A 16,522-nucleotide genomic window follows, 5' to 3' on the forward strand; every position below is an offset into this window, starting at 1 on the left:
GATATGAATCACCCTTTCAAAACATTTGCAGGTTCGTTCCTGCCCCTGACCAGTTTCCGTTCCGTATCTGTCCTTCTTTTCGCCTGTTTCCTGTTTTCGGGCTTCGCTGCGATTGGCCAAAAATCCAAATCAGCAAAGACGCAAAGAGATTACTTGGAAATCAGGGTTTACCACGCAACCGATGCCAGCCAGTTGGCCGCTATCGACGGCTATCTTCAGTCGTCTTTGTTACCGGCGCTCGAAAAAGGTGGGTTTAAACGGAACGGCGTCTTCACGGCCATCGATAACGACACGGCGGCGGACAAGCGCCTGTACGTGTTCATTCCTTTTTCTTCGCTTTCGCAACTGGAGCAGGTCGCTGCCATTGCCGACCGCACCGTTGGCGACTCGGTGAAAGCGGCCTCCTACACAAATGCGGCCTACAACAAAGCACCCTATACGCGTTTTGAAAACATCGTTGTGCATGCGTTCGAAGGGATGCCGCAGGTAAAAGCGTCCGGCGTGAAAGGCGATTTGTCGCAACGGGTGTACGAACTGCGCAGCTACGAATCGGCTACGGAGGCCCTGCACCAGAACAAAGTGAAAATGTTCAACAGCGGCGAAGTGGAACTATTTCAGCGATTGGGTTTCAACGCTGTTTTTTACGGACAGGTGGTTGCCGGCTGCCACATGCCCAACCTGATGTACATGACCTCTTTTGAAACAAAAGCATCAAGGGAGGAACACTGGAAAGCCTTTGGCAGTGATCCCGTATGGAAAGCGATGTCAGGTGATCCCATTTATCAACACAATGTCTCTCACATCGACATTACCTTTCTTCGCCCGGTTGCCTATTCTAAATTGTAAACCAACACGAACTATTCCGCCATGCGCCGATTGATTTTTTCACTTGTTGTCCTAAGCACTGTTGTTTCCTGCTCCCGTAAAGCAATCAGCAGTGGGGCCGCCGTGCAGCCACAACCCACGCCAACAGCGGCAGTTTCCTATAGTTTTGAAAGCACACCTGTATGGCAGGATGAATTTGATTACACTGGCCGTCCCGATCCTGCCAAATGGGGCTATGATCTTGGCGGCAGTGGCTGGGGCAACAATGAGCTGGAATATTATACCAATGCCGAAAGCAATGCCGGCGTGGCAAATGGCAAGTTGTCTATCACGGCCCGCAAAGAGCAAAAGGAAGGACGCGACTATACGTCGGCACGGCTGGTTACGAAAAATAAATTTGACTTCCTGTATGGCAGGGTAGAGGTAAGGGCCAAGCTTCCTTCCGGCAGGGGTACCTGGCCAGCCATCTGGATGCTGGCGACCGACAATGAATACGGCGGCTGGCCCCGTTCCGGCGAGATCGATATCATGGAGCATGTGGGATACGATCCCAACCGGGTTCTTTTCAGCGTGCATACGGAAGCGTATAACCATGTGAAAGGCACGCAGAAAAGCGGTGCCAAAATCATCCCGACTGCAATGACTGATTTTCACACCTACCGCCTGGATTGGACACCCGGTTTTGTCAAAGGTTTCTACGACGGCGAGGAGGTTTTCTCCTTCGAAAATGACAAGACTGCCAATCCCGATACATGGCCGTTTAACAAGCGGTTTCACCTGCTGCTCAATCTTGCCATCGGGGGTAACTGGGGCGGGGCGAAAGGTGTCGACGATTCTATTTTTCCTGCTACAATGGAAGTGGATTATGTGCGGGTGTACAAGATGAAATAAGGCCTTCGGCAAAACAAGTCAGCTTTCCCTGCAATATTTTTTAAAGGCAGGTATAATCTTTGCCTTGCCTTTTCCCACAACGTGGAACTATGAAAACAAGATTTCTTTTTCTCCTCCTGCCGGTATTTTTTTTCAGTTGCAAGAAAACCCGGGAAATTGCCGATGCCATCGATCCCAACTCGCTACACAACCGGGCGGTGGGTTCCTCGGCACATGAACTGTTAAGCACCGAAAAATATACGGCCCTGAAAGTGGAAGTGCAATACATGCCCGGTTTTGCACCGGACGCCGCGGCACTAAATCACCTGCAGGATTTTTTGTCGGCTCACCTGGACAAACCGGGTGGAATTTCCATCACCACAAAAGAGATCGCGGCCGCTGCCAACACCACCTTGAGCACCGATGATGTGCACACGATTGAAAAAGCTAACCGCTCGGTCTTTACCGATGGGAGCGGAATTGCCGTTTACGTTCTGTACACCAACGGCAACTTTACCGACAGCAAAGTGCTGGGCGAGGCCTATCGAAATACGTCGGTGGTTCTGTTTGGGAAAAAGATCAGGGATAACTCCGGCGGGCTTGGACAGGCCAGCCGCACCAAGCTCGAAGCCACGGTGCTGGAACACGAACTGGGGCACCTGCTTGGCCTGGTGGATATCGGCTCTCCCATGCAGTCGGCCCACAAAGCCAATGGCAACCATTGCAACAACCAGAATTGTCTCCTTTACTATGCGGCGGAAACAACGGATATTTTGGGCTTCCTGCTAACCGGGACTATTCCATCGCTGGATGCGGCCTGTGTTGCAGACCTCAGGGCAAACGGTGGAAAATAAACAGTCAGCGACGACCTGCAAAAAAACGGGACATCGTTCCATCGGTGGAAATGCGAATACGCATCGCTTGTTTTTTCACGATTGACGATTGCTGTTTCGCGACTATCTTTGACAAAATCAAAATCAACCGGAATGGAGTTAAGTCTTTACGAAGTCATGCGGCATATACACAGTGTGGGACGTTGGATTGTGTTGCTGCTTTTGTTGTTTGCCATCTTCAACAGCCTTATTGCTGGGCGCAGGCCTTTCATTAAATCCGACAACAGGCTGGGGCTATTGCTGACCATCTTTGCAGACATCATGCTGCTGATCGGGATCTACCTTTATTTCGTGGGGCCTTTTGGTTACAAAACCTTTCAGAAATACAGCAACGTGGGTGACCTGATGCGCAACAGTTCCGACCGGTTTTATGCCATCGAGCACATGGTGGGTATGCTGATCGCCATCGTCCTGATGCATATCGGCAAGGCGCAGGCACGCAAGCCCATGAGCGACAAAGCCAAGCACCGCCGTACAATGATCTTTTACCTGCTTGCCTTACTGATCATCCTCGTTTCCATTCCCTGGCCGTTCCGTGAAATCGGCGCAGGTAGGGGATGGTATTAAGGAATAGGCGAATGTCGAACTGATTGACAAGGAATGATGAAGCGCTTCATCATTCCTTGTTGCTTTTAGAGGCCACCATTTCAATAGAAGAATCGGCCAAAGGACTTCCTTCGCCATTCAACCTTTCTTATTCATCTGTTCTTCTGTTCTACCCCCCCCCCCGCATTCCCAGTTCAATCACTTCGCAATCTTTGATGTTGGCACCGTCGATGCTGAACCGGAGCATGGTTTTCACCTTGTGCCAGCCCTGGTTTCCGGCAGCGCCGGGGTTCATGTGCAGGCAGCCGATCTTGTCGTCGTAGATGACTTTTAAAATATGCGAATGGCCGCAGATAAAGAGTTTGGCGTTGTTGGCGATCAGGTCCTGTTTAATACCCGGCGCATATCTGTTGGGATAGCCGCCAATGTGCGTCATGTAAACCTTGACTTCCTCGCAGGTCCAGACCAGTGTTTGGGGATAAACGCTTCGCACATCGTATCCATCGATATTGCCATAAACGCCTCGTAATGGCAAGCCAGTTTTTTCTTTCAGCCGGTTGGCAATTTCAATGGTGCCAAAGTCGCCGGCATGCCAGATCTCCTGGCAGTTTTCAAAATGTTTGAACACGGCTTCATCAAGAAAATTATGCGTGTCGGAGAGGAGGCCTATGCGGGTCATATTGTCGGATGCGTTTAATCAACGCTAACGTGTTTTTCCGGAACACTTGCGTGGAGATTATAGAATGCTGTTATCGTTGCTCCCTGTCGTGCAGACAATCGAAAATATTCTGCTCTCATTAAAGGGCGGTTGCGGGTTTCGCATCCAGTACTTCCACTTCAAAAACAAGAATGCTGTTCGGCGGAATTTTTGCCGCCCTGGTGCGGATAGAGTAAGCCAGGGCAGATGGAATGACGCTTTTTATTTTACCCCCGACTTTCAGTAACGGAACAGCAATTTGCCAGCCTTTGATCAGGCGGTTGAGCGGGAACGTGGCCGGTTTGTCCTTTGTCTGGTCGAATACCTGCCCGTTACTGAAAAGAGATCCTTTGTAATAAACCGTAACGGTATCGGTGAGAGCGACCTGCCGTCCCGTTCCTTGCCGGAGGATTGTGTAATAAACGCCTTCGATATTGTTTTTGACATCCGTTTGACCGCCGGCAATGCCTTTTTCGATTTGCGCCTTCTCCAGTTGGAATTGTTGCAGGCTGTCCACATGCGACGCCAGGTTCACAACCGGGCTGGCTTGCCGGCTCTCGTCCAGCGCTTTCCACGTACCGTTGCTGCGCTGGCACCAGGCATTGGTAATGGAGGCCTGTGGGGGCACTTTCCCGGCCGAATGGACAAAAGACGATGCACTCTTCAGCGTGTTCCACTGCCCGCTGATCTTGCAGGTGCCGATCAGTTTCCATTTCTTTTCTGCCGGCAACCAGAGATAAGCGGAGTACAGGGAAAAGTTCTCCGCAGAGTCAGTGGCTGAAGCCAGCATGAATTTGTAGGGCAGGTTAGTGGCTTCATTGTATGTCCATGTTAATTCGCCTCTCTTCATGCGGGTACCGAGTCCAAAAGAAACGACAACGGCTGATTGCGGAAATGCAAAAACCACCTGCCTTTTGTTCTTTTTTGCTTTCAGTAAAAGTCGCACCGGTTCTGTTTCAATTCCGGCAACGACTTCTTTCCCAGATGTAAAAGGTTGCAGTGCGACATCCGCCAAAAACGATACGGCTTTTACCGAATCCGGTATTTCATAACGAACCGTAGAATCTCTGCCCGCGGCATACGTGCAAATGTGCGCAAGGAGGAAAAGAAGGAAAGACAGGTATTTCTTCATGGCAAATGATTGCCGGTCAAACATACTGAAATTGAACCTTCTCTTTTGCAATCCAATTAAGTCTAAATTTGGAAGAGAATATCTCTATGCTGTTTCACAGGAACTTTATGTACTGGATTGACAAACGAAAGTGGAAGTATGTCTTCCTGCTGAACAAGCTGGCGCTTTCGTATCCGCTTCTGGCTTTTGACAGTCCGGCTGATATTTCCCAACAATCAATTATCACATTATCAAATTATCCCATTAGCACATTCCCCACATGCCTTACTACTATAAATTAGGTGAGATACCGCACAAACGCCACACACAGTTTCGCAAGCCCGATGGCGGCCTGTACTCCGAGCAGTTATTTTCCACGGAGGGTTTTTCCAACGATTATTCCCTGCTGTACCATGTCAATCCGCCCACGCAGATCATCAAAACCGAAAAGCCGGTTGACGTGGCACCGAAGATCGCCGAAGAAAAAATGTTAAGTCACCGAAGCTTTGAGGGATTTAAGGTCAAGCCGGCGAAGGATTTTCTCGACAGCCGCGTACCTGTTCTGGTCAACAACGACGTGCACATTGTGCTGGCGGCGCCGCAGCAAAGCATGACAGCTTATTTCTACAAAAATGCCGATTCCGACGAGATGCTGTTTGTACACGAAGGCAGCGGCGTGTTGAAAACTATGTATGGTGAGCTGCCATTTGCCTATGGCGATTACCTTGTCATCCCGCGGGGAACAATTTACCAGATCCATTTCAACGACGAAGCCAACCGTTTGTTTATTGTCGAATCCCATAGTCCCATCCGGTTTCCAAAACGCTACCTGAGCAAATACGGTCAACTGCTCGAACATTCGCCCTATTGCGAACGCGATATCCGTCCGCCGCAAAGCCTGGAAACCCACACCGAACGCGGGGATTTTATGGTGAAAACCAAGAAGCGGGGCGTTCTATACAATATTCATTACGCCGGCCACCCGTTTGATGTGATCGGCTGGGATGGCAGTTGTTATCCCTTTGCTTTTTCGATCCACGATTTTGAGCCGATTACCGGCAGGGTTCACCAACCGCCGCCGGTGCATCAAACCTTTGAGGCCAATAATTTCGTGGTTTGTTCTTTTGTGCCCCGCCTGTTTGATTATCACCCGCAGTCGATCCCGGCCCCGTACAATCACAGCAACATCGACAGTGATGAAGTGTTGTATTATGTGGACGGCGACTTCATGAGCCGGAAAAACGTGACCCGCGGCATGATCACACTGCACCCTGCCGGCATTCCGCACGGACCGCATCCGGGTGCCGTGGAGAAAAGTATCGGCGCCAGGGAAACAAAAGAACTGGCCGTCATGGTCGATACTTTTCACCCGCTGATGCTGACGAAGCAGGCACTGGAAATCGAGAACGAAGACTATGTCATGAGCTGGGCGGAATGATCAGCGAGCTGGTTTGATAAACTCCTTACGCCTGCAGTCAAAAAATCGAAAAAATTTTTGCAGCCAGGAGGCGCCGGTTTTGCCTTTTGATTTTTGACTGGTTGCAGAAACGATGGCCACTCAATTCAACCCAGCTTTTGCCAGTTGAATTCATGCTTTTGCGGGTTCAGTCGCAATCCCGTTTTTAGCAAGAGTGGGGGCCGGTAGTTTTGGGCAAATCAAACTTATTGCTCATGAAAAAAATGCTAGATGCCGCTCTTGCCCTTGTTCTCTTGGCCAGTTGCGGTCCCCAGATTTACAAATCCACCGATTTTTCCAGTGCGTTAACCCGGCACAAGACCGTAGCCATTCTCCCGGCAGAAGTGACGATGCAATTGCGGCCCAATCAAACCAAAAGCATGACGGCCGAGCAGTTGGAAGACATGCGCATCAAAACCGCATACGATGTACAGGAGAAAATGCAGGGATGGTTTTTGCGGCGGGGCGAAAAGTTTCATTACACGGTGACCTTCCAGGATGTGATTAAAACGAATGGCCTGCTGAAAGACGCCGGGATTTCCTATGCGGATTTAAAAACAACCGATCGTGCCAGGCTGGCCAAAATACTGGGTGTGGACGCCGTGATGCAGGACCGCCTGAACATGGAAAAGCCCATGTCGGAAGGTGCCGCGGTTGCGGTGGGCCTGCTGGTCGGCGCCTGGGGCAATACCAATAAAGTGGCGACCACCATCAACATCCACGATGGTGGCTCGGGCAACCTCCTTTGGAAATACGATTACGAAGCTTCGGGCTCAGTGGGTTCTTCCACCACCAAACTGGTAGACGCCCTGATGCGCAATGCAACAAAAAAGTTTCCGTACGCGGTCGACTGACCGGGCACGTTACGAAAATTTCCGGCCGGGGCATCACCCCGGCTTTTTATTTGCAGGAAGGCTGTTTGGCCAAGTTTGTTTTTTGGCTATTTTAGAACGAAATAAATCACGGTTATGATTAAAATCTCAGACTTAAAAGAAGGCGATGTTATACGCGTAATCGATGAAGGAGTGGAGCGTGACGGTGTTGTAACCGATGTGGACCGGGAGGAAAATATGGCAGAGGTTGACAATGGCATCCAGGAATTCTGGTACAACCCCGAACAGCTAATCCCGGTTTCCATGACCGAAGAGAGACTGGTAAACATTCTTGGCTTCGAAAAAGAAGCGACGGACGAGGGGATCAAGTTCAAAAAAGGCGCCTTCCGCATTTTGGTGCATGACCCCGGCAACTACACCAATCTTGAGCTTTGGTACCGGGAAGATCACCGCGTTTTTCACCATCCGCTCTATTTGCACGAGCTGCAAAATCACCACCTCCAGATGACCAAAGTGCCGCTGGAGCGGGTAGAGACGGCCTGACTTCTTAAAAATTTGGCAAAATATAGGGGAAAAGAGCAGGAAAAATTCTGCTCTTTTTATTTTCTGTCTGAAATCCTATATCTTCGCGCCTCCAAATTCTGTATGTCAAAACAGCCATTAATTAAACAGGACGGAACGATTATCGAGGCTTTGTCCAACGCAATGTTCAGGGTAAAGCTTGAAAACGGCCATGAAATTCTGGCGACGATCTCGGGAAAGATGAGAATGAACTACATACGGATTTTGCCGGGCGACAAAGTAGGGGTGGAAATGAGCCCTTACGACCTGTCGAGGGGTCGAATCATATTCAGATATAAATAAGCTTTACGGCGCAAGCCAAAAAACATAACTATGAGAGTTAGAGCATCTATCAAAAAAAGAAGCGCAGATTGCAAGATCGTGCGCCGCAAAGGGAAGCTTTACGTGATTAACAAAAAGAACCCTCGCTACAAGCAAAGACAAGGATAATGTGTAGCTGCAAGCGACAAGCTATTAGCCGCAAGCAACCAGTGCTTGATGCTTGTAGCCGACAGCTTGAGGCTTTTAAATTTTTAAAGTAAAACAGTTAATAATTTATGGCTCGTATTGCCGGCGTTGACTTACCAAAAAACAAAAGAGGCGAAATCGGTCTTACCTACATCTTTGGTATTGGCCCTTCCACTGCCCGTTACATTCTGGACAAACACAGCATTGACAGAAACAAGAAAGTGAATGAATGGAATGATGATGAACTGGCAGCTATCCGTGGTACCATCACAGACGAACTGAAAGTAGAGGGTGCCCTGCGTTCGGAAGTGCAAATGAACATCAAGCGTTTGCTGGATATCGCTTGCTACCGTGGACTTCGCCACCGTAAAGGTTTACCGGTAAGAGGTCAGCGTACCAAGACCAATAGCCGCACTCGTAAGGGTAAGCGCAAAACGGTTGCTGGTAAGAAGAAGGCGCCGAAGAAATAAGAATGAAGCCGCAAGCTTCGAGCTGCAAGCTGCAAGATCGACAGGCCATTTTGAGCTGTATATCCTGAAGCTGATCGCTTGAAGCTTGTAGCTTTTCTATATGCACCGGATAATACCAGGTCAATTACGGATGCGGGGTGCACGTGGAGGGTTGATTTGGGTTCTGCGAAAGCAGGATAAGTAACTAACAACAAACGATTACCTGAAAGTATCATGGCAAAAGCACAGCAAAGCGCAAAAGCCGCTGCGAAAAAAAGGATTGTAAAGGTTGATGCCTACGGCGATGCCCACATCAACGCAACGTTCAACAACTTAATCATCTCTATCACCAACAAGCAAGGCCAGGTGATCTCCTGGAGCAGTGCCGGTAAAATGGGTTTCAAGGGTTCGAAGAAGAACACTCCCTATGCCGCCCAAATGGCTTCCAGCGACGCTTCGAAAGTAGCGATCGACGCCGGTGTGAAAAGAGTGGATGTATTTGTAAAAGGCCCCGGCGCCGGTAGAGAAAGTGCCATCCGTGCACTCGCTCAATCAGGTATCGAAGTAACATCGATCAAAGACGTTACCCCGCTGCCACACAACGGTTGCCGTCCTCCCAAGAAGAGAAGAGTTTAATGCTAAATTTTAAATGATGAATGTTGAATGGTTTTTCAATTCAACATTCATCATTTAGCATTCAACATCAGACATATTTTGAGCCAATAAGGTTTCATTTAATCAAAGGGTGCTTCATTAATTTTTACCGCTTTCAACGATGAACGCACCGGTTTCTAAAAAGCGGAAATGAAATAAACAATATGGCACGTTACAATGGTCCCAAGACCAAAATTTCCCGCATTTTCGGTGAGCCCATCCTGGGCAATGGCAAATGGTTAGGCAAGAATTCTAACCCTCCCGGTCAGCACGGCGCACAGCGCAAGCGCAAGACCCTGGGAGAATACGCACTTCAGCTGCGTGAAAAGCAAAAAGCCAAGTACACCTACGGTGTTCTGGAAAAGCAATTCCGCAAAACCTTTGAAGAAGCCTCACGTCGGAAAGGTGTTACCGGTGAAAACCTGATCAAATTACTGGAAGCTCGTTTGGACAATACCGTGTTCCGCATGGGTATCGCTCCAAGCCGTCCTGCTGCCCGCCAGTTAGTAAGCCACAAACACGTTACTGTTAACGGTGAAGTGGTGAACATTCCTTCGTTTCAACTGAAACCCGGTGATGTCGTTGCGTTGCGTGACAAGGCAAAAGACAACACGGCAATCACAAGCCACGTACGTGGCCGCAACCCGAAATTTACCTGGGTTGACTGGAATGAGACCGAACTGCAGGGTACTTTCATTGCGTATCCTGAAAGAGAAGCCGTTCCAGAAAACATCAAGGAGCAGCTGATCGTGGAATTGTATTCTAAGTAATAAGACGTGAAACGGTAAACGGCAGACGTGTAACTGAAAAGGCATTTAACCCGATCAATCACTCCTGTTTCTCGTTTCACTTCTCACGTTTCACCTGAATTAAAAACACTTTAAATCTGAAAGAATAATGGCAATTTTAAATTTTCAGAAGCCCGACAAAATCGTTCTTCAAAAAGTAACTGACTTTGAAGCGCAGTTCGAATTCCGCCCGCTGGAGCCTGGCTATGGCGTGACCATCGGAAATGCCTTGCGTCGTGTATTGCTGTCTTCTTTGGAAGGGTATGCAATCGTAGGTGTGCGGATTGAAGGTGTCGACCACGAGTTCGCAACGATCAAAGGTGTTTCTGAAGACGTGGTTGAAATCATCCTGAACCTGAAACAGGTCCGGTTGAAAAAGGTTGTCGACCACGACGTCCAAACAGAAAAGATTTCTCTTTCGATAAAGAACCGCGGTGAACTCACTGCCGGCATGTTTGCCGAAGGCACACAGTCGTTCCAGATCATGAACCCCGAGTTGCTGATCTGCACGCTGGACCCTTCCACAACACTGGACATTGAAATATCTATCGGCAAAGGCCGTGGTTATGTTCCGGCAGAAGAGAACAAGCCGAAAGATGCACCCCTGGGTTACATCCCGGTTGATGCCATCTACACGCCGATCAAGAATGTGAAATACAGCATCGAGAACACCCGTGTGGAGCAGCGCACCGACTACGAGAAACTTGTGATGGAAGTGACCACCGACGGTACCATTCACCCGGAAGAAGCGGTGAAGCAAGCGTCCCGCATCCTCATCCAGCACCTGATGATCATCACCGACGAGAACATCACTTTCGACACCAAAGAGGAGAAGAAAGAAGACATCGTTGATGAGCAGACCCTGCAACTGCGCAAGGTGTTGAAGACGCCACTGGAAGACCTCGATCTTTCCGTACGTGCCTTCAACTGTCTGAAAGCAGCCAAGATCAACTCCCTGAGCGAACTGGTTCAGTACGAGCAGGAAGACCTGATGAAGTTCCGCAACTTCGGTCAGAAGTCGCTGAGCGAGATCGAACAGGTATTGCACGAAAGAGGCCTGCACTTCGGTATGGACCTCAGCAAACTGGGTGTGGATAAAGATGATTTCTAATTAGCAATTGTGCAAGTGTGAAAATCTGGAAATGAATTTCGCATTTGCACTTTTCATAAACGTAGGCTGCAAGTCCTTGACACGGTGCAGCCGAATATTTACTCACTTGTTTGAAGGCGGCAAGTAAAGGGAAGATGAGCGATAGAACATCAACTCCAAACTCCAAACCCCAAACTCCAAACTTTAAAACGTCATGCGTCACGGAGACAAAATCAACAACCTCGGACGGAAGAAAGCACACCGCGAGTCGTTGTTAAGCAACCTGACTTGTGCCCTCATTCAGCACAAGCGTATCGTTACCACTTTGGCCAAAGCAAAAGCACTGCGTGTGTATGCCGAGCCGCTGATTACCAAAGCAAAGAAGAACGAAACACACCAGCGTCGTGTGGTGTTCTCTTACCTGCAGGACAAAGCTGCCGTTACGGAATTGTTCAGCACAATCGCTGAAAAAATTGCCGGCCGCCCCGGTGGTTACACCCGCGTTATCAAACTGGGCACCCGTCCTGGTGATAACGCCGAAATGGCGATGATCGAACTGGTTGACTTCAACGAAGTTTACGGTAAAGCGAAGACCGAGAAAAAAGAAGGTGCAAAACGTACCCGTCGTGCCGGTGGCAGCCGCAAGAAAGCCGCTGACACAACTGCGCCGGAAGCAACCGCTACGCCGGAAGCGCCAGCAACAGAAGCACCGGAAGCAACCGAGCAACAACCCAGCTAATGATTGCACAGTCGCAATACAAGGGCATTCATCGTTTGATGAATGCCTTTTTTTATTGACACCCGGTGAAGAAGTTTAACGTTGGTGTATTTCTTGAATGTTTTTCTTTGCATAATTTTTTACGGACATGGAGCAACGACAAGCAGTTTTAGTTTTAGAAGATGGCACCACTTGTTACGGACAAGCATTTGGCGCCATTGGTACAACCGGCGGTGAAATCTGTTTCAATACAGGCATGACCGGCTACCAGGAAGTTTTTACCGATCCCAGCTATTATGGCCAGGTGCTGATCATGAACAATGTGCACATCGGCAACTACGGTGTGAAAGACGAAGACGTGGAGAGTGACAGCATCAAGATTAAAGGGTTGATTGGCCGGAACCTGGAAGAACTGTTTTCCCGGCGGCAGGCAAAAGGTTCGCTGGACGAATACCTGAAAAAGCAAAACATTGTCGCCATTGAAGGCGTGGATACCCGGGCACTAGTTGCCCACATCCGCAGCAAAGGCGCCATGAACTGCATTATTTCATCTGAAATCCTCGATGCGGAGGTATTGAAGAATAAGCTTAAAGAAGTGCCTGACATGGACGGCCTGGAGCTGGCTTCGGTTGTCAGTACAAATGTGGCGTATGAGCTGGGCGATACCAATTCTCCCATCAAGGTGGCCGTGCTGGATTACGGCACCAAGCGCAACATCCTGAACTGTTTCGTCGAAAGAGGCGTACACATCAAAGTATTCCCGGCAAAAACATCACTGGAAGAATTAAAAACATTTAACCCGGCCGGATATTTCATTTCCAGTGGCCCGGGAGATCCCGCATCCATGGATTATGCCGTACAAACGGTAAAAGATATTTTACAGGAAGACAAGCCGACTTTTGGCATTTGCCTCGGTCACCAGTTGCTGGCCCTTGCCAATGACATTCCGACTTTCAAAATGCACCACGGGCACCGCGGGCTAAATCACCCGGTAAAGAATATCCTGACCGGTCGTTGCGAAATCACGACACAAAACCACGGGTTTGGCGTAGATCCTGAAGCCGTGAAGAATGCCGACCATATCGAGATTACGCATGTCAACCTGAATGACAGTTCTATTGAAGGAATTCGTGTGAAGGGCAAGCCTGCTTTCTCGGTGCAGTATCACCCCGAAAGTACACCCGGCCCGCACGACAGCCGTTACCTGTTTGATGATTTCATCCAACTGATCAAAGAGCACAATGCCTAAATTTATATCCCGCAGAACCTGCGGGATTTTTTTATGTTTCCCTTTTTGTCAACCGAACGATTGTTGCTTCAGTCCATCGAGCCGGACGACCAGCCGTTTATTTTCGAGGGCTTAAGTCACCCTGAAGTGATCCCTTTTTACGGTGTTCGCTATTCGACTTTCGAAGAATCCAAAAGACAAATGGACTGGTATGCGACAATTTACAAAGAGCAGACAGGTGTTGCATGGAAAATCGTCGATAAGCAATCGGGCTGTAAAATGGGCGTGATCGCCTATTATTTTTTCAAGCCCGAACACCGGAAGGCAGAAATCGGATTTTGGCTTCTCCCGCAGTATTGGAACAAAGGTTTGATTTCCGAAGCATTGATTCCCGTTGTGGCCTACTGCAAAGACGAGATAGGCATCCATCGCCTGGAAGCATTTGTGGAAGAGGGGAACAGTGCAAGCAGTCGCGTCCTGGAAAAAGCCGGGTTTGCATTTGAAGGCAAAATGAAGGATTGCGAAATAAAAGGCGACAGGTATATCAGCTTGCTCATTTATGCCCTGCTGCCTGCGTGAATTTTTCCGGAAACGACTTCATGCAATTCCGGTTCTTCCTGTCTTACATTCGTGGTAATATGAAAATTTCCATCATCAACGGTCCCAATTTGAATCTCCTTGGCAAGCGTGAGCCCGAGGTTTATGGCAGCGAGTCCTTTGAAGGCTACCTGCTGGAATTAAAGGCCAAATATCCCCAGATCGAGTTCACCTATTTTCAGAGCAACATCGAAGGGGAACTGATTAACGAACTGCAACGGGTCGGGTTTGAATACGACGGCATCATCATGAACCCCGGCGGCTACACGCATACCTCCGTTGCCATTGGCGACGCCATCGCTGCCATCAAGGCGCCGGTGGTGGAAGTGCACATCTCCAATGTTCATGCACGGGAAGATTTTCGCAAACTCTCGCATGTGTCGGGTAAGTCGGTCGGCAGCATCATTGGCCTGGGTCTGAAAGGATATGAGCTAGCCCTGATTTGGCTCCTTCAATAAAGCCGTTGTGATTTTGTCGATGTCTTTGCTGATGGTGTAAATAAAATTGAGCTGTTCCCGGATCAGCGCATCGTCTGCACTGGCGGAAGACATGGCATTAACCGGCTCTTCCGGCAGTTTTACAAGATCTGCTTCGCCAAATTTCCTGAGGCTTTCCTGCAGTTTGCAAAAGGATTTTTTGGCAAGCTGAAATAGTTCAACCGGGTAGGGTTTGGTTTCGTGGGAGAGCAGCGAGGTGGCAATGTTTGCAATGTTGGAAAACAAAATATGATTGAGCACCACGAACTGCTGCACCTGCGACTGTGAGCTTTGCTTGCTTTTTGGCTCCGACAGCATGCGGTCGAAGGCGGCCGAGAGATTTGCCGAATGGAGGTAAACTTCTTTTCTTGCCAGCTTGTACTCAAGCGTGCTTATTTGCTGGCCCGAAAGAGCTTGAACAATCTTGTGCAGGTACATGGCGTTCGCTTTTACAATTTCCTGCATATAGGGTTTCAAATGCTCTGCTTCCCACCTGGGGAAGAGCAGATAGCTGGTTGTAAACGCAATGGCACATCCAATCACCGTATCCAGCAGGCGCTCCCCCGCAACGAACCTGTATTCCGCGCCAAGGAAGGAAAAAAGAATGAGGATATACGGTGTGGTAAAAAGGACCATTGCCAGGTAATTGATTCGCATGAATGAGTAGGTGCCGATCATCAACACCACCATCATCACGAACAAAACATGTTTGTCATGGATCAGTAACAGCACACCAATGCCAAACAATCCACCGATCAATGTCCCGACGATGCGTTCAATGTTGCGTTGTTTGGTTAAGCTGAACGCCGGTTTCAACATAAAGGCAATGGTCATCAGCACCCAGTAGCTGTGATTGCCATAATGCAAAATTTTGATCAGCAAATAGCCAAGGATACAGGCAATGCATACGCGGATGGAATGCCGGAAGGCGGATGACTGCAGGTTCAGGTTGTTGACAAAAATCTTTGGATCGAGCGGTTGATGGGTGACGAAATGCGAATGGTCCACACCCGTTTTTTTTCGCTTGATTCCCGGCGTAAAATACTGCTCTATTTTGTCCAGGTCGGAAAGCAGGTTCCGGATGTTGACAATGATTTTTTTCAGCACCAGCCGGTGCGAAGCCTCAAACGTTCCGATAGCATCGATCTTTCGCTTCAGTTCCTTGATCTCTTCGTCGTAGTCGAAGCTTTTTTCAAACGAAGTATTGCCTAAAATCGCTAGGCCCACGGCCTGCAATTCAGCGACAACCTTTTTCAGCGAATTATGAATGTGGTCCAAGGCCCCGGTGCCGCTGTACACGGATCGTAACGATCGGTAGTCGTAGTAAGCCGCTGTAATGTCTTCGAAAAGATCGACTGTTTCTATGAACGCAAACACCAGTTTGCGGCTGTCGTCGGTCGACTCTTCCACGATTTGCCTTGTCTTGAAAAAAACTTCGCGAACGAGATCCTGTTTTTCATTCACAATCACCTGCTGGGTCACAAGACGTTTATAATCTGTTTCATGGTCTGTTTTCGTGTTGTAAAAGTCGGCCCGGATAGAAAGGTAGTTGGCAATTTCCAGGATGCATTCACCCAGCACCCGTTGTGCATGCCGGTAGGGCCGAAGCTGGTGCAGAAGCAAACTCAAAACGAGGTAAAAAAGGCCGCCGGCCAAAATAGCGATGGCATGCGACAGCACGTTCGCGGCCGGAAGCGGTTTGTCCATCATCAGGATCATGACCAGGATAGCAGCACTACCTACACCTGTCGCCCGTGCGCCATAGACCACGAACATGGAAAAGAAAAAACAAACCACTGCTACCTCGATTCCCATCAGCCAGGGGCTTGCGTTGGCAAAGCCTGTGAGTACAGCGACAACAAAAACAAATAGGGTACAAAAGAGCATCCCGTTTCGCTTGTTCAAAAAAGGTCCGGGGGCATCGGTAAGGCTTACGCAAAGGGCACCCAGCGATACGGCTAGGCCGGTTTCGAAGTTTCCTGTCTGCGCCCCTATTATGGCAGGCAGAAGGATGGCTACCACAGCCCGCAAACCGTCGGCGAAAGACTGGCTGTAAAAAAAATATTGTACATCCCGAAATGTCCTGTTCTTCATACGTCACCTTGTTGGAAAAATACCGGTCTTGAATCGCTTAAAATTAACGACAACTGCCGAAGCGCTCCCCGTGTAGTTGAAAAAGGCGAATTGGTGCATTTTATATGCCATTATTTTACTCGTGGCGACTCCTTTTGTTAACACCGCATTTGCTGTAACTTTCTCTCT

At 49.0% G+C, this 16,522-nt stretch carries 20 protein-coding genes; 17 read left to right on the forward strand and 3 right to left on the reverse strand.

Annotated features, from left to right (window positions below):
• Positions 1 to 3 precede the first annotated feature (3 nt).
• The 4 genes from D6024_RS10620 to D6024_RS10635 all read left to right on the forward strand — a co-directional run bounded on the left by D6024_RS10620 (position 4) and on the right by D6024_RS10635 (position 3,155).
• Positions 4 to 846 (forward strand): NIPSNAP family protein, encoded by an 843-nt coding sequence (locus D6024_RS10620; RefSeq protein ID WP_121354565.1) that lies wholly within the window; start codon positions 4 to 6, stop codon positions 844 to 846.
• A gap of 21 nt (positions 847 to 867) precedes the next feature.
• Entirely contained in the window at positions 868 to 1,716 is an 849-nt protein-coding gene (locus D6024_RS10625; protein ID WP_121354566.1) for a glycoside hydrolase family 16 protein, read from the forward strand.
• Between the two features lie 89 nt (positions 1,717 to 1,805).
• The gene (locus D6024_RS10630; protein ID WP_121354567.1) at positions 1,806 to 2,549 is read left to right on the forward strand and encodes a hypothetical protein; all 744 of its coding nucleotides are present in this window, start codon (positions 1,806 to 1,808) and stop codon (positions 2,547 to 2,549) included.
• A 132-nt stretch (positions 2,550 to 2,681) separates the two neighbouring features.
• Positions 2,682 to 3,155 carry a hypothetical protein gene (locus tag D6024_RS10635; RefSeq protein ID WP_121354568.1) on the forward strand — a complete coding sequence of 158 codons (474 nt, stop codon included), beginning with the start codon at positions 2,682 to 2,684 and terminating at the stop codon, positions 3,153 to 3,155.
• A 148-nt stretch (positions 3,156 to 3,303) separates the two neighbouring features.
• Here the strand turns inward: D6024_RS10635 and D6024_RS10640 are convergent, their stop codons facing one another.
• On the reverse strand, positions 3,304 to 3,813 hold the full coding sequence (locus tag D6024_RS10640) for a metallophosphoesterase family protein (RefSeq protein ID WP_121354569.1): 510 nt from the start codon (positions 3,811 to 3,813) through the stop codon (positions 3,304 to 3,306).
• A gap of 118 nt (positions 3,814 to 3,931) precedes the next feature.
• Positions 3,932 to 4,963, reverse strand: a complete 1,032-nt coding sequence (locus tag D6024_RS10645) for an FKBP-type peptidyl-prolyl cis-trans isomerase (protein ID WP_162944689.1) — start codon at positions 4,961 to 4,963, stop codon at positions 3,932 to 3,934.
• Between the two features lie 259 nt (positions 4,964 to 5,222).
• Here D6024_RS10645 and D6024_RS10650 point away from each other — a divergent pair, with 259 nt between their 5' ends.
• The 13 genes from D6024_RS10650 (at position 5,223) to aroQ (ending at position 14,242) form a co-directional block, all read left to right on the forward strand.
• On the forward strand, positions 5,223 to 6,380 hold the full coding sequence (locus D6024_RS10650; RefSeq protein ID WP_121354571.1) for a homogentisate 1,2-dioxygenase: 1,158 nt from the start codon (positions 5,223 to 5,225) through the stop codon (positions 6,378 to 6,380).
• 233 nt (positions 6,381 to 6,613) lie between these two features.
• The gene (locus D6024_RS10655; protein ID WP_121354572.1) at positions 6,614 to 7,252 is read left to right on the forward strand and encodes a hypothetical protein; all 639 of its coding nucleotides are present in this window, start codon (positions 6,614 to 6,616) and stop codon (positions 7,250 to 7,252) included.
• A 114-nt stretch (positions 7,253 to 7,366) separates the two neighbouring features.
• Complete coding sequence (locus D6024_RS10660) at positions 7,367 to 7,774, forward strand: hypothetical protein (RefSeq protein ID WP_240410011.1); 408 nt, start codon at positions 7,367 to 7,369, stop codon at positions 7,772 to 7,774.
• 102 nt (positions 7,775 to 7,876) lie between these two features.
• Positions 7,877 to 8,095 carry a translation initiation factor IF-1 gene (gene infA / locus D6024_RS10665; RefSeq protein ID WP_121354810.1) on the forward strand — a complete coding sequence of 73 codons (219 nt, stop codon included), beginning with the start codon at positions 7,877 to 7,879 and terminating at the stop codon, positions 8,093 to 8,095.
• Between the two features lie 30 nt (positions 8,096 to 8,125).
• Positions 8,126 to 8,242: a type B 50S ribosomal protein L36 gene (gene ykgO / locus D6024_RS10670; protein WP_121354573.1), complete on the forward strand. Its 117-nt coding sequence runs from the start codon at positions 8,126 to 8,128 to the stop codon at positions 8,240 to 8,242.
• A gap of 107 nt (positions 8,243 to 8,349) precedes the next feature.
• Positions 8,350 to 8,730: a 30S ribosomal protein S13 gene (gene rpsM, locus D6024_RS10675; RefSeq protein ID WP_121354574.1), complete on the forward strand. Its 381-nt coding sequence runs from the start codon at positions 8,350 to 8,352 to the stop codon at positions 8,728 to 8,730.
• Between the two features lie 213 nt (positions 8,731 to 8,943).
• A complete protein-coding gene (gene rpsK / locus D6024_RS10680; RefSeq protein ID WP_121354575.1) occupies positions 8,944 to 9,345 on the forward strand; it encodes a 30S ribosomal protein S11 in 402 nt (133 codons plus the stop codon).
• Between the two features lie 182 nt (positions 9,346 to 9,527).
• A complete protein-coding gene (rpsD, locus tag D6024_RS10685) occupies positions 9,528 to 10,133 on the forward strand; it encodes a 30S ribosomal protein S4 (protein WP_121354576.1) in 606 nt (201 codons plus the stop codon).
• Positions 10,134 to 10,260: 127 nt separating this feature from the next.
• A complete protein-coding gene (locus tag D6024_RS10690) occupies positions 10,261 to 11,262 on the forward strand; it encodes a DNA-directed RNA polymerase subunit alpha (protein WP_121354577.1) in 1,002 nt (333 codons plus the stop codon).
• Positions 11,263 to 11,455: 193 nt separating this feature from the next.
• Positions 11,456 to 11,980: a 50S ribosomal protein L17 gene (rplQ, locus tag D6024_RS10695; RefSeq protein WP_121354578.1), complete on the forward strand. Its 525-nt coding sequence runs from the start codon at positions 11,456 to 11,458 to the stop codon at positions 11,978 to 11,980.
• A gap of 127 nt (positions 11,981 to 12,107) precedes the next feature.
• Positions 12,108 to 13,208 (forward strand): glutamine-hydrolyzing carbamoyl-phosphate synthase small subunit, encoded by a 1,101-nt coding sequence (gene carA, locus D6024_RS10700; protein ID WP_121354579.1) that lies wholly within the window; start codon positions 12,108 to 12,110, stop codon positions 13,206 to 13,208.
• Positions 13,209 to 13,241: 33 nt separating this feature from the next.
• Entirely contained in the window at positions 13,242 to 13,766 is a 525-nt protein-coding gene (locus D6024_RS10705; RefSeq protein ID WP_121354580.1) for a GNAT family N-acetyltransferase, read from the forward strand.
• Positions 13,767 to 13,825: 59 nt separating this feature from the next.
• Positions 13,826 to 14,242, forward strand: coding sequence for a type II 3-dehydroquinate dehydratase (gene aroQ, locus D6024_RS10710; RefSeq protein WP_121354811.1), 417 nt, complete (start codon positions 13,826 to 13,828; stop codon positions 14,240 to 14,242).
• Here aroQ and D6024_RS10715 read toward each other — a convergent pair.
• The gene (locus tag D6024_RS10715) at positions 14,216 to 16,354 is read right to left on the reverse strand and encodes an FUSC family protein (protein ID WP_121354581.1); all 2,139 of its coding nucleotides are present in this window, start codon (positions 16,352 to 16,354) and stop codon (positions 14,216 to 14,218) included. The two genes, aroQ and D6024_RS10715, sit on opposite strands and share 27 nt — an antisense overlap.
• Positions 16,355 to 16,522: the final 168 nt, after the last annotated feature.

It is taken from the genome of Flavisolibacter nicotianae (assembly GCF_003628535.1).
Classification (GTDB): domain Bacteria; phylum Bacteroidota; class Bacteroidia; order Chitinophagales; family Chitinophagaceae; genus Flavisolibacter; species Flavisolibacter nicotianae.